The sequence below is a fragment of the Rugamonas rivuli genome, from assembly GCF_009380165.1.
Lineage (GTDB): Bacteria > Pseudomonadota > Gammaproteobacteria > Burkholderiales > Burkholderiaceae_D > Rugamonas > Rugamonas rivuli.
Genome location: NZ_WHUF01000012.1, coordinates 50,101 through 62,770, shown reverse-complemented (window position 1 = coordinate 62,770; position 12,670 = coordinate 50,101). Strand labels below are relative to the sequence as shown.

The following is a 12,670-nucleotide window of genomic DNA, read 5'->3' as shown; positions in this document are numbered from 1 at the left end:
TCATGCCGATCTATGTCCAACACGAAGTCCTGGGCCGCATTCCCGACGTCTTCAATGCCGAAGCGATCTGGCAGGCGCCCGGCCTGGCGTTGTTCTCGCGCCGCCCGCTGCTGCGCGACCTGCTCGAACGCAGCCCGCGCGAGCACAAGGGCCGCGCCGCCACGCGCTGCTTCTCCCACGTGACGCTGATGCTGCCGCAAGAAGAAGTCGACGACGACTACCACCTGACCCGTGGCGCCCGCGCGCGCGACCTGGCGCAAACGCTGACCGCGCTGCACCAGAAGGACTTCGGCGACCTGCTGGGCGGCGACCAGGTGCGCTACGACGTCGCCGGCACGTCATCGCTGGCGCCGGGCGAGATCGAAGTCAAATTCGGCCACGCCGTGTACCTGCCTGCGGCGGACGAGAAGATCCTCTACAACGTCAGCGTGTCGCGCGACAGCGCGATCTGGCATCCGGTCTGCCCGATCTACCCCAACCAGCGACTGGCCTTGATCGGCGGCGAAGGCGGCGAGGCGAGCTTCGTCGCCAGCGGCTGGCCGTTCGGCCCGGACGGCGCCATCCTCATCATCAACGACGGCCCGGATGCGCCGCCCGTGGTGCAGATGCGCCCCAAGGATGCCTACGAATGCCGCTTCGATCCGCGCAGCGGCTACTACACCATCAAGTCCCTGCGCGAAGCACCGGGCGGCAGCCCGCGCCTGATGCTCAAGATCGCGCGCACCTCGGCCGCCGCGCCGCGCCCTCAAGCCAGTGCAGCCGCCGACACCATCAGCATCAACCCGGTCGCCGCCGTGCGTGACGTGCAAGCCGCGCCGAGCGCCGGCGTCGCCGCCAAGCCGGCCGTCTGGCAAAGCCGCTCCGGCGGCGGCGCCGCGCCGGACATGACGGCGATCCCGGTCAGCCACAAGCCGGCCAACAACGCAGGCGAGAGCGACGCCACCTACGCGCCGGTCTCGCAACAGCGCGTCAGCCTGGTGGCACTGGCCATGCCGCGCCTGAGCCGTTACCGCGACGTTGGCGCGCAAGCGATGGAACTGCCCTTCAGCCGCGCACTGGCCTTGTGTACCGATGGCCGGCCGGCGATCAGCTTCGTCGTCGATGCTGCCGACGAACTGTATGCCTGCACCGCAGAAGGACGCCAGCGCATCACCGCGCCGGCCACTTTCACGCCGGTCGATACGCAGGCGATCCGGGTGCTGGCTGCCGCGCCGCAGATGGCGGACCGCTACCGCGCCGTGGTCTGCCTCGCGCAGCCGGTCGGCGCTTCGGTCGCCAGCGGGGCGCGCTTCACCTTCGGCCGCAACTCGCCGATGCTGGCCGCGCTGCGCCTGCTCGATTCGCCGCGCTTCCTCAAGCGCGCCGGCGACGCCAACACTGCCAGCGCCGACCGCATCGGCCTGTCGCGCAATGCATTCAGCTTCGAAGCGACGGCGCAGGGCTACAAGATCGGCCGGCTGAGCGCCTCGCAGGCCTTGTTCCATCTGGACGACAAGCTGGAGTTCGTCGCCAGCATCGGCGATGCGGGCAACGATGCGCCTTACCTGCTGCCCAACGGCCATCACCTGGTCGCGGGCCACTATGTGCTGCGCTTCGACGCCTGAGTACCGAAGGAGCTTGCATGGAAACGGCTAAACTTTACGCGGCGGGCGCCTTTGCGGCGGGGCTGGTGATCACGCTGTTCCTGGCCGCCTATCTGACGCCGCGCCAGTGGTGGCGCCGTCCGAACGCACGCGCGCTTCTCATTTCGCTGGCCGGAGCGTGGGGGTTTGGCAGCCTGATACTGTATGCGGCGCACGCCCGGCAGGACGGCCGCGACGATGTACCGGCCGTCGCCACCACCTCCGCAGCCCAAGCCGCCGTCCCCGACCGGCGCGCGGAAGCCCGCGCCATCACGGCGGCCGTGGCGCCGCGGGATGCCGCATCGGCATCGGCAGCAGCGACATCGGCAAGCCTGATCGCAGGCCACCCGTTCGCCGTTCACCGCGACCTGAACCTGCGCGCAGCCGCAGGCGTGCACGCCGCGCGCCTGATCACCGTACCTGCCGGCGCCATCGTCACGCCGACCGGCTTGCGCAGCGGCGACTGGTGGCAGATCAAAGCCAGCGTGGCCGGCCGCGAAAGCACCGGCTGGGTCAACAGCCTGTGGCTGCGCCGGAGCGGCGAATGACGTCCGCGCGCGCCGAGGCGCCGTCCCACGCCAGCATATTTTCGGCTAAGCTGTGGCCTTTCGCCTCCCGCGCTGCGGCGCCCGCACCGATGACTAGAATTACCGACTCGCTGGACTTCGGCCCCGGCCTCGACGTGGCCGCGCGCAGCAGCGCCAGCATCAGCAAACTGCAGGTGCCGGAGAACCAGGACAACCTGCTCATCATCGATGCCGGCGGCCGCGCCGCCTTCCTGCGCGACCAGACTCCTCACAGCGTCACGCTGCCCGACTGGCCGCGCGGCCACGTGCGCCTGGCCGTATTGGACGGCATGGGCGGCCACGGTCATGGCCGCGAAGCCGCCGAAGCCGTGGCCACCGGCCTGCTGCTGATCCCCGCCTGCGCCACGCTGGAAGAACTCGGCGCCCGACTCGACGCCCTGCACGCCCGCCTGCAGGAGCAGTTCCGCCGCCAGGGCGACGACGACAGCTTCCGCCGTCCCGGCACCACGCTGACACTGCTCGAAATCCCGCCCGGCGCCGCGCCGATGCTCTACCACGTGGGCGATTCGCGGCTGTACGAAATCACCACGCAAGCCGCCGACCCGCTGACGGTCGACCACGTACCCGCCACCTCCTTCGCCATGCACGGCCTGCTCGGCGAGCAGGAATGGTGGCAGCAGGTGCACGGCGAACACCGCGCGCAGATCACGCAGGCCTACATCCTCGGCAACGCCTTCATCAATCCGCAGGTGCTGGACGACGGCCTGCTGCCGCTGAGCGACGCCAACCTGCCGCCCTTCCTGCGCCGCCTGGCCGACCGCCGCCTGCTGACCGTGCGCGCCGACGCTACCTATCTGCTAGCCACCGACGGCTTCTGGTCCTGCGGCCGGCCGCTGCTATGGACCGCCCGCTGGCCGGCGCTGCTGGCCCGGCCGGACCACGCGGCGGCCGCGCTCGACGCGCTCTTCAGCGACTACGCCAACAACCCGCCGCCCGAGCTCCACATCGACAATCTCAGCGCCATCGTGCTGCGCTTCGCCGGCGCACGCGCTCCCGCGCACGGCGAAAACATTGACGAAACGGCACTGCCTCACGCATCAATACCGTCGCATTTTTGATAACACGCGAGAGCCCGGTGTTGCGTGCCCGCCCCACGATGCGGCGTGGGTCAAAAATAAGTCGATTGCCGGGACCTTAGATTGCCAAACAGAGTGAAAACCGCATAAACTGACGGGTATCCCATCGGTCGGTTAGTCATGAAAAAATGCAGTAATGCCCAGCACCCGCACTGCACCTACTGGGTCATGCCAGGAGCGCAAACTTGCGAAGGCGGCCACGCCCAAGCAGAGCCCTCCAGCTTCGACCTGCTGAGTGCCGTGCGCAGCACCCGTTCCGGCGTACCCGGCACGATGCTGGATGCCGCCCCTGCCAACGGCGCAGCCCACGCGCCCACGACCTACGCCCGCCCCCTGCAACGCGCCCAGTCCGAGCGCCCGCAACTGCACATCAGCGGCTTCGACCCGCGCGCCGCCGGCGGCCGCCAGACCCTGAAGATGGAATTGCGCGGCATGCCCGAAGCCTGCGCCCCGCAACTGACGCTGCAAGTGCAGTCCGACCTGATCCCCAACGGCGCCGCGCGCCAGCAGTTCGTGCGCGCCACCAACGGCGAATGGCGTCCCGTGTTTGTCGAGTTTTCCTCGCGCGGCAAGGAGCACGGCCAGTACCAGATCAGCATCGACCTGCTGAGCCAACACGCCGAGCTGGCGTCGCGCAAATGGGTGTGCACCTTCGTCATCCTGGTGCCGCGCCTGGACGCGACGCTGACTGAAATCCACCGCATCTTCCTCAGCACGCACAAGAACGTGCGCGTGATGGCGGACGACGCCTCCATCGCCCGCGTCAGCGCGCAAGGCGGCGACAGCCTCGATATCGATGTCACCGCGCGCAACGCCGGCATCGCCCACCTGGACCTGAACGCACCGGCCGGCAAGGTCGACCTGGGCTTCTCGACCATCGCCTGGGACGAAGACCTGATCGAAATCGACATGCCGGTGGCCGCCGCCATGCATCCGCATCCAAGCCGCGCGGCCTGCCTGGTCAACGCCGCACCGGAAGCCGGCGCCCAGCGCCAGATCCGCCTGTTCGCGATGGAAGAATGCGTGTTAGGCCGCTTCGAACTGGTCGATCCGGAATCCGACGTGCTGCTGACCCACTACGGCGCCGACGGCCAGGACACCAATGGCCTCACGCGCCGCCTGTCCGGCCGCCATGCGGTGATACGCCGCGCGGGCCAGGGTTTTGAAATTGAAGATGTGTCGCGCTACGGCGTGCTGCTGGACGGCGTCTGGCCGGGCAAGCACAAGCCGACCGCGCTGCGCCTGGGCATGCGCATAGAACTGAGCGCCAGCATCAAGGGCATTGTGGTGTTGTCGGTGTCGGCCATCATGCCGCACGGCGTGATCCTGCACCGCATCGACCAGGGCGCCAATGCAGAATGCTTCTACCTGCTGATGCCGGAAACGCATCCCGGCTATCCGCTCAAGGCGTTTGCCGCCGCGCCGCATGCGGCCGCGCTGCCGCTGCTGCTGCACCGCGACGGCGGCTTCTGGCACCTCGATCAGCTGACCGGCAAGGAAACCGCGCTGGCGCCGACGGTGCCGCTCGATAAACTGAGCCGCGTGCCGCGCCACAACCGCTTCGCCAGCGATCCGTATCCGGAACACTGGATCATCCGCACCGGCGCCACCGACCTGTATAGCACCGTGGCGGCCAATGCCATGTCGACCGCCTGAACCTGAGTGCTTAAGCCGGCCGTTTCGCCGGCAGCGGAATGAACTCGGTCTCTCCCGGCACCTTCTCGAAACGCTGCGCTTCCCAATCCTCGCTGGCCTTGACGATGCGCTCCTTGCTGGACGAGACGAAGTTCCACGACATGAAGCGATGCCCATCCAGCGGCTCGCCGCCGATCACCACGAACTGCGCATCCGCATCGGCCTTGATCAGCTGCGCGCCGGTGGTATCGAGCAGCGCCATGCTGTGCAGCGCCAGCGCCGCGCCGTCGATGTGCAACTCGCCGCTGATCGGATAGATCGCCGCTTCCGCCGGCAGGCCGCTCAGCGCCAGCTCATGGCCGGCCTTCAGCGTCACGTCCAGGTACAGCGTCTGGCTGTAGGTCTTCACCGGCGAGGTCTTGCCGAAGGCCGAACCGACCAGCACACGCACGCGCGCGCCGTCCACCTCGAACTCCGGAATATCGGACGACGGCGTGTGGCAGAAACCCGGCTCGTCCTCCTCATGCGCGACCGGCAGCGCGGCCCACAGTTGCAGGCCGTGCGTGCGGTGCGGCTTGCCGACCAAATCCTTGGGCGTACGCTCGGAGTGGACGATGCCGCGGCCGGCCGTCATCCAGTTGATCGCGCCAGGCTCGATGCGCTGCACGCTGCCGATGCTGTCGCGATGATCGATCGCGCCTTCGAACAGGTAGGTGACGGTGGACAGGCCGATATGCGGATGCGGGCGCACGTCATGGTCGGCATCCAGCGGCACGTCGACCGGACCGAAATGGTCGAAGAAGATGAACGGGCCCACCGCCTGCTTGATGGCGGACGGCAGGTAGCGGCGCACGACAAAGCCGCCGCCCAGATCTTTTTCATGGCCCTTGAGCAGATGCGAAATCGTCATGATCTTATCCCAGCACGGTGGTGACTTCGGTGGTCACGGAAGTCATCAGCTTGTGGATCGGGCATTTCTGCGCGGCGGACAGCAGCTCTGCGCGCTGGGTCTCGGTCAGGTCGCCGGTCAGGTGCAGCGTGGCGGCCAGGCGGTAGGTGCCCTGGCGCTCTTCGCTGGCGTCGCGCTCCATGCTCACGTCCACATGCTCCAGCGGGATGTTCTTGCGCTTCGCGTACCACACCACGGTGAGCGCTTTGCAGGCGCTCAGCGCCGCGTCGTACAGGTCGTGCGGCGAAGGGCCGGCGTCGTTGCCGCCCTCCTCCACCGAGCCGTCGGTTGACAGGATGTGGTTGCGCACATGGACAATGTGACGCATCGGCAGCGACTGGTCGCGCAGTACTTTGATAGTCATACGGTGTTCCTTGAAAACGGCATTATCAAAACCGTCACTCTACACCGTTTGACCGGGTTTCGCCTCTACTAAACGTCTACAGGCCGTTCACCAGCACCATCGAAAACTCGGCGCCGCCCTGGCGCAGCTTCTTCAGCGGCGCGTGGGCCGGATCGTTGTACCAGGCGTGCGCGTGCTCCATCGACGGGAACTCGATGATGATCTGCGTCTCCGGCACCGACGGCGTACCTTCGATGATCACCGGCGCCGCTTTCGCCAGCGGCTTGCCGCCGTGTTTTTGCGCCAGTGCCGGCATGTGCGCGCTGTACTCCGGCACCCAGTCTGCGTTGAGTAAGGTGAGCGAACCGATTGCGTATGCTGCCATGATGACCTCCTGCTGTTGAATGAGGCTCCATTGTCATTCAAAGCCATCAAAGCATAAATAAGCTAGAATTTAACAGACTCGTAACCAATACTTCCGAATATATGAGCGATAAACTCCGCAGCATGCAGGTATTCGTGGCCGCCGCCACCGCGCGCAGCTTCGCCGCCGCAGCGCAGGCGCTGGACATGTCCCCGGTCATGGTCGGCAAACACGTGCAGGCGCTGGAGCTGGAACTGGGCGCGCGCCTGATCGAGCGCACCACGCGCAGGCAGTCGCTGACGGAGATCGGCGCCGTCTACCTGGAACGCTGCCGCGACGTGCTGGCCGGCGTCGAGGCGGCCGACCGCGTGGCCGAACACCTGCGCGCCGAGCCGCAAGGCAGCCTGCGCGTCTCCGCGCCCTCCACCTACGGCGAACAGCGGCTGATGCCTGTTATCGGCGCCTATGCGGCCAAATACCCGCAAGTGAAACTTGATCTGGTACTGACTAATCGCGTGATCGACATGGCAGAGGAAGGCGTCGATGTCGTGATCCGTTCGGGCTCGCTGGTGGACAGTGGCTTGATCGCGCGGCCTTTGCAGCCTGGGCGCGTGCTGCTCGGCGCCAGCCCGGATTACCTGAAGCGGCACGGCACGCCGCGCCATCCGTCGGATCTGGAGAAGCACAACTGCCTGGTGTTTTCTGACTGGCGCCCGCATGCCGGATGGCGCTTCAACAAAAACGGGGAACAGGTCGAGGTGGCGGTGCGCAGCGCATTCACCAGCAATACCGGCGCATCGCTGGTCTCGGCCGCCATTGCCGGCATGGGCGTGGCAATGCAGGCGGACATGCTGATGGAGCCCGCGCTAAAAGAAGGAAAACTGGTGCGGCTGCTGCCGAAGTGGGAACTGCCGTCGCGGCCCATGCACATCCTGCGCCGGCCGGAAGCGCGCCCCAGCGCCAAAGTCCGCAGCTTCGTGGACTTTGTGCTGGAACGGCTGGGGTGATTACACGACTTTTTTAACGAACTCGGTTTTCAGGCTCATGGCGCCGAAGCCTTCGATCTTGCAATCGATATCGTGATCGCTGTCGACCAGGCGGATGTTCTTGACCTTGGTGCCTACTTTGACGGTACCGCCGCCGCCCTTCAGTTTCAGATCCTTGATGACGGTGACGGTGTCGCCATCCTGCAGGATGTTACCGACGGCGTCGCGATACACCTTGGCGCCTTCTTCCGCCGCCTCGGCTGCGGTGGCGCTCCACTCGTGCGCACACTCCGGGCACACCAGCTGTGCACCGTCTTCGTAGGTGAATTCAGATTGGCATTTTGGGCATGGTGGCAAGGCGCTCATGGTACGGTCCTGGTATTTTTAAGAAGGCAGCATTATACCAGCGGCTACACCAGTTTCCGAGCCACCCGGAAGCCGACGATGTCGTTGGCCAGCACCGCCGAGAAGCCGTTGCGCACCGACGAGCGCAGATAACGCGGGTTGTACAGCCACGAGCCGCCGCGCAGGACGCGCCGCACCTGGTCGCCTCCCTCTTCCCACGCGCTGCCGTCGACCGGTGCGCCGACGTAGTTATCGTGCACCACATCCTGCGTCCATTCCCACACGTTGCCGTGCATGTCGAACAGTCCCCATGGATTGGGCTGGAAGGCGCCGGCCTTGTTGGTGGCCTGCAGATAGGCGCCGCGCGGGCTGCCGTTGTACGTGTAGTGGCCGTCGTAGTTGGCCTGCTCGGTGGAGATGGTGTCGCCGAAGCTGAAGGCGGTCTTGGTGCCGGCGCGGCAGGCGTATTCCCACTCCGCCTCGCTCGGCAGGCGGTAGGTCTGCCCGGTCTTCTCCGACAACCAGCGCAGGTACAACTGCGCATCCACCCAGCTGACGCCGACCACCGGATGCTCGTCGTTCTGCGCGAAGCCTGGCGCGCGCCAGTCGGTGTCGGACTGCGATTCCCAGCCGGTGGCGCGCACGAACTGCCGCCACTGCCCCACCGTCACCGGGAAGCGCCCCATCGCAAACGAGTGCTCGATGCCCACCCAGTGCTGCGGCGTCTCGCGCTCCAGCCAGTTCTTTTGCGCGCCGGCCTTGATCGCCGCCGCCTGTTCGTGTTCGTGGGAGCCCATCTGGAAGCGGCCGGTCGGTATCAGCACCAGGTCCGGGCCGACGCCGGTGCCGTCGACAAAGCGGTCGCGCAGCACGCCGTTGGCGTCGGCCACCGGGCTGCCCGCCGTGGGCATCAGCACGGCCAGTTCGGCGGCGTTGCGTTCGGCCTGCTGCTTGCGGTGGCGCTCCTGCTCGGCGCGATACGCCGCCTCGGCCTTCAGCTGCGCGGCCTTGCGCTGCTGCTCTTCGCGCTCGTCGCGGGCTTTCTTGGCGTCGGCGTCGCGGCGGGCTTGCAGCTGCTCGCGCAAGGCCTGCTTGCGCGCCTGCGCGGCGGCTTCGGATTCGGCGCGCTGCTTCGCCTCCAGCAGGCGGCGCTGCTGATCCAGCTTGGTCTTTTCCACCGCCGCAGCCTGCGCCTCGGCCTGGCGGCGCGCGGTCTGCTCCGCCACCAGCGCCTGCCGCTTCATCTCGGCGATGCGCGCCTGTTCCGCCTGCGCGGCCTTGGCTGCGGCTTGGGCGGCCTGCTCCGACTGGCGCTGCTGTTCGCGGTCCTGCGCCTGCCTGGCTTGCGCGGCAAGTTCCTCCTCGCTTGGCCCGTCGGCGCGGCGCAGCTCCGCCAGCAGCTCGCTGACCGATGCCGGACGGCGCTCCTGCGCATAGGCGAAGCCGTTTTGCAGCACCTTCCATTGCGCCGGGTTGAGGCCTTGCGGAGGCGATGGGTGGAAGTCGGCCGGGCGCATGTCGTCGAATGGCATGCGGCCTTCCAGCAGCTGGTAGATCATCACCGCGACGGCGTAGACATCAAGCCGGGGCGCGGGCTGGCGCTGATGCGTGCCCGCCTCCGGTGCGCGATAGCCGACGGTGCCGGCGTTGGGCGTCTGCAAACCGAGGCTGCTGCCGGCGCTGCGCGCGCGCGAGGCGATGCCGAAGTCCAGCAGCTTGATCTCGCCGCGCTGGGTCAGGAAGACGTTGCCGGGCTTGATGTCGCGGTGAACCAGCTTGTGCTTGTCCCAGGCGTATTGCAGCGCATCGCCGACAGGCGTCAGCAGTCGGAATACGGCTTCCATCGGCAGCGGACCTTGCGCCGCCAGATACGCATCCAGGTCCTGCCCCTCCAGGTACTCCATGATGATGAAGTAGCTGGAGGTAGCCGGATCCTGCGCCCATTCATAAACGCGGACGATGTTCTCGTGCGCCAGCTTGCGGGCCTGTGTCGCTTCCTCGATCAACAGCTTGGCGTGGGTGGCGCTTTGCGTCAGCTGCGGCGGCAGGATCTTCAGCGCCACCATGTCGCTGTGGCCCAGCTCCGCGTGGGTGGCGAGGTCGGTCGCCTGCCACACCTGGCCCATGCCGCCCATGCCGATCAGGCGCTCCAGCCGGTAGCGGCGGTTCTGCGGGCCGATCTCCTGGCCGGACATCAGCCCCAGTTCCGTCCCCTGCCGCACCGGCGGCGGTGCAGCCGTGACGCTGCCTCCCGGCGGCGCGTACTCCGCATCCAGGATGGCGTTCTTGCGGCGGTCGAACTCCTGCAAGCTCAGTAGGCCGTCATCATGTAAGGCCCGCAGTTCGCGGATCTTTTCTCTTGCTGTCTGCATCATTAAACTAAGTGTAACCGTTCCTGCACAAAGCTGTTCAAGCTAAAGGCACGCCGCATTGGGCGCAGAATTTGTCCAGCGGGTGGCCGGCCCGCGTCGGATGGCCGTTGGCGCAGTAGCGTACCGGCGCTGGCGCCGAGGCGGCTGCTCCGGCCTGCGCCACGCCGACGCCCAGCTGGCTCTGCGTCGTCAGCGCGCTGGCGCTGGCGGCGTTCTGCACGTTCAGCAGATCGAGCTGGTGGCGGCGGTCCTTGTCCATTTCGCTGTCGCGGTGCGCGCGCTCCTCCAGCACCCGTTCATGCGCCAGCCGCGCCGCTTCGGCCGGGGTTACGCCATGTTCGGCCGCCACCACCTGCGCCAGCGCCTGTATCTGCTCGGCCGTCATGCCGCCCTGGATCTGCAGCTTCATGATCTGCGTGAGCGCTTCGGCGTTCGGTGCGGCGGCGGTGGCGACCTTGCCGCTGTCGCTCAGGCGGCCGATGGTTTCGATGCGCGTGATCTCATGCGACTGCTGCGCCAGCAGCACGTCGTACTCGCCCTTCCAGCGGGCGAATTTTTCTTCGCGCTCGTGCTCCAGCTTTTTCAGCTCGCGCTGCCACTGCGCCTCCTGCTCCTTCTGCTTGAGGATCTGGCGCTGTTCGTCCACTTCCAGCTGATCCAGCATGGCCTGCTTGTTGACGGCCAGGTTCTGGCGCTGATGCACGCCGTCCGCCTCGATGGTGCGCAACAGCTTCTCGTACTGGGCGACGGCGTCTGCCTGCGCGCCTGCGCGCTTCAACTCCTCGATCTTCTGATTGATCTCGGCCACCTGCACGGCATTGGCGGCGTCCTTGACGGCGTCGCCGCGCAGCAGTTCGCGCTGGCGGGCCAGTTGCAGTTGGTCTTCCCACTCCTGCACGCGCTCGGCCTCGCGGCGGCGCGCGGCGTTGGCCAGGCTCAGGCCCTGGATGCGTTCGTTGTGGCCTTCGGCCTCGATTTCAAGCTCGCGTTCTTTTTCGGCTTTCTCGCGCTGGCGCAGCGCGGCCAGCTCGTTGCGGCGGTGCGATTCGTCCTCGATCAGCAGCGCCTGCGCGATCTGGCTTTCGATGGACTGCTGGCGCAGCTGGTGTGAAAGCCGCTGCTGCGCCAACTGGCGCTGCCCGGCCGCCGTCTGCTGCTGCACTTCCAGCTCGGTGCGCATCTTGATCTGAGCCAGCTGGCGCACATGCTCCCAGTCGGCCTGCTCGCCGGCACGGTGCGATTTGGATTTCGCCAGTTCGTGCTCCAGATCGGCCAGGATGGTGCCGGCGCCCCTGTCAATGGCGACCTTGCGGGTTTTCGATTCCATCACGCGGCTGTACAGGTCCACCTCGCGCGCGCGCAGTGCCTGCAGACGTTCGGACTCCTTGAAGGTCAGCTCGGCCTTGTTGACGCTGGCGTCCTGGCGAAGCTCGGCGCGGCGCAGGTCGGAGCGCATCTTCTGCTCTTCGCGCCAGATGGCTTGCCACTCTTCTTCATCGTAGATCTGGTCCAGCTGTTTGACGTGCTCCAGCTGCACATGGCGCTCGTCGGCCACCAGCCACAGGGTGCCGATGCGCTCGCGGTTGTGGTCGAACTTATCGTGGCGCAGCGCGGCCGTCTCCACCCGCTCGACGGCCAGTCCATAGCCGGCCAGGCGCAGCTTCAGCGCGGCCTGCAGGCGTTCGTCCAGTTGCAGGCGCAGCTCGGCGTTCTGCGCCATGTCGCGCATGGCGCGGCTGCCGACGAATTCGGCAGCCACCTGGTGCACCGATGGCGCCAGCAGATCGTGCAGGTGCAGCGTGCTGACGACGCCAGGCACGGTCATGAAATGCTGGGCGAAGGCCGGCACGTTTTCAATGCGGATGCTGACGGTGAAGCGGGCCGATATCTTCAGGTGTTCCGCCGTTTGCAGGTCGCCGAACGAAAACTCCACCGGCAGCGCGGTGCTGCGGGTGATCAGAATTTCGGCGTTCTGGTTGCGCAGCAGATGGTTCAGGCGGGTGAAGAAGCCTTCGATTTCGTATTCGCCTTGTGGTACTTCGGTGGCTTTGTCGGCTTGCAGGATGTAGGCGCGCGAGGTGGCCGGGACGCGCAGCGTCTTGGTGAAAATGCCGGACAAGGCGCTGACGCCGAAGTACACGGCCAGCTCGTCGTCGCCCGGTATCCAGCGGTTGTCGCGCAGGACCGGCTCGCTGCGCGGGGCGCCCAAGGTCAAACCGCAGTGTTTGCAGTAGCCCGACTGGTCGTCGTTTTTGTGCTCGCAGCGCGGGCATTTTACGCCGCCAAAACCAAACATTTGGAACATGTCAGACTCCTTCTTCGATTCATCTTCCGGGCCGCCCTGGCATCTGCCGATTTTAGCAGGGCACGCCCGTTTTCATTCTTGCGCAC

Annotated in this window: 11 protein-coding genes; 5 read left to right on the top strand and 6 right to left on the bottom strand. The window is 66.7% G+C overall.

Annotated features, from left to right (window positions below; translation table 11 throughout):
* Nucleotides 1–2 precede the first annotated feature (2 nt).
* The 4 genes from GEV01_RS29300 (at nt 3) to GEV01_RS29285 (ending at nt 4,941) form a co-directional block, all read left to right on the top strand.
* Complete coding sequence (locus GEV01_RS29300) at nt 3–1,604, top strand: hypothetical protein (RefSeq protein ID WP_152809756.1); 1,602 nt, start codon at nt 3–5, stop codon at nt 1,602–1,604.
* Nucleotides 1,605–1,621: 17 nt separating this feature from the next.
* Nucleotides 1,622–2,170: an SH3 domain-containing protein gene (locus tag GEV01_RS29295; RefSeq protein WP_152809754.1), complete on the top strand. Its 549-nt coding sequence runs from the start codon at nt 1,622–1,624 to the stop codon at nt 2,168–2,170.
* A gap of 89 nt (nt 2,171–2,259) precedes the next feature.
* Nucleotides 2,260–3,267, top strand: coding sequence for a PP2C family protein-serine/threonine phosphatase (locus tag GEV01_RS29290; protein WP_152809752.1), 1,008 nt, complete (start codon nt 2,260–2,262; stop codon nt 3,265–3,267).
* Between the two features lie 186 nt (nt 3,268–3,453).
* The gene (locus tag GEV01_RS29285; protein ID WP_175023294.1) at nt 3,454–4,941 is read left to right on the top strand and encodes an FHA domain-containing protein; all 1,488 of its coding nucleotides are present in this window, start codon (nt 3,454–3,456) and stop codon (nt 4,939–4,941) included.
* A gap of 10 nt (nt 4,942–4,951) precedes the next feature.
* Here GEV01_RS29285 and GEV01_RS29280 read toward each other — a convergent pair whose 3' ends face one another.
* The 3 genes from GEV01_RS29280 to GEV01_RS29270 all read right to left on the bottom strand — a co-directional run bounded on the left by GEV01_RS29280 (nt 4,952) and on the right by GEV01_RS29270 (nt 6,597).
* Nucleotides 4,952–5,830, bottom strand: a complete 879-nt coding sequence (locus tag GEV01_RS29280) for a pirin family protein (RefSeq protein WP_152809749.1) — start codon at nt 5,828–5,830, stop codon at nt 4,952–4,954.
* A 4-nt stretch (nt 5,831–5,834) separates the two neighbouring features.
* The gene (locus GEV01_RS29275) at nt 5,835–6,233 is read right to left on the bottom strand and encodes an OsmC family protein (RefSeq protein WP_152809747.1); all 399 of its coding nucleotides are present in this window, start codon (nt 6,231–6,233) and stop codon (nt 5,835–5,837) included.
* Nucleotides 6,234–6,309: 76 nt separating this feature from the next.
* Nucleotides 6,310–6,597: a DUF1330 domain-containing protein gene (locus GEV01_RS29270; RefSeq protein ID WP_008447751.1), complete on the bottom strand. Its 288-nt coding sequence runs from the start codon at nt 6,595–6,597 to the stop codon at nt 6,310–6,312.
* Nucleotides 6,598–6,698: 101 nt separating this feature from the next.
* Here GEV01_RS29270 and GEV01_RS29265 point away from each other — a divergent pair, with 101 nt between their 5' ends.
* Nucleotides 6,699–7,583, top strand: a complete 885-nt coding sequence (locus GEV01_RS29265; RefSeq protein ID WP_152809745.1) for a LysR substrate-binding domain-containing protein — start codon at nt 6,699–6,701, stop codon at nt 7,581–7,583.
* Here GEV01_RS29265 and GEV01_RS29260 read toward each other — a convergent pair whose 3' ends face one another.
* The 3 genes from GEV01_RS29260 to GEV01_RS29250 are packed head-to-tail and all read right to left on the bottom strand — an operon-like array spanning nt 7,584 to nt 12,584.
* Nucleotides 7,584–7,928: a zinc ribbon domain-containing protein YjdM gene (locus tag GEV01_RS29260; protein WP_152809743.1), complete on the bottom strand. Its 345-nt coding sequence runs from the start codon at nt 7,926–7,928 to the stop codon at nt 7,584–7,586.
* A 44-nt stretch (nt 7,929–7,972) separates the two neighbouring features.
* Nucleotides 7,973–10,282, bottom strand: coding sequence for an SUMF1/EgtB/PvdO family nonheme iron enzyme (locus tag GEV01_RS29255; protein WP_152809741.1), 2,310 nt, complete (start codon nt 10,280–10,282; stop codon nt 7,973–7,975).
* Nucleotides 10,283–10,316: 34 nt separating this feature from the next.
* Complete coding sequence (locus GEV01_RS29250; RefSeq protein ID WP_152809739.1) at nt 10,317–12,584, bottom strand: hypothetical protein; 2,268 nt, start codon at nt 12,582–12,584, stop codon at nt 10,317–10,319.
* Nucleotides 12,585–12,670 lie beyond the last annotated feature (86 nt).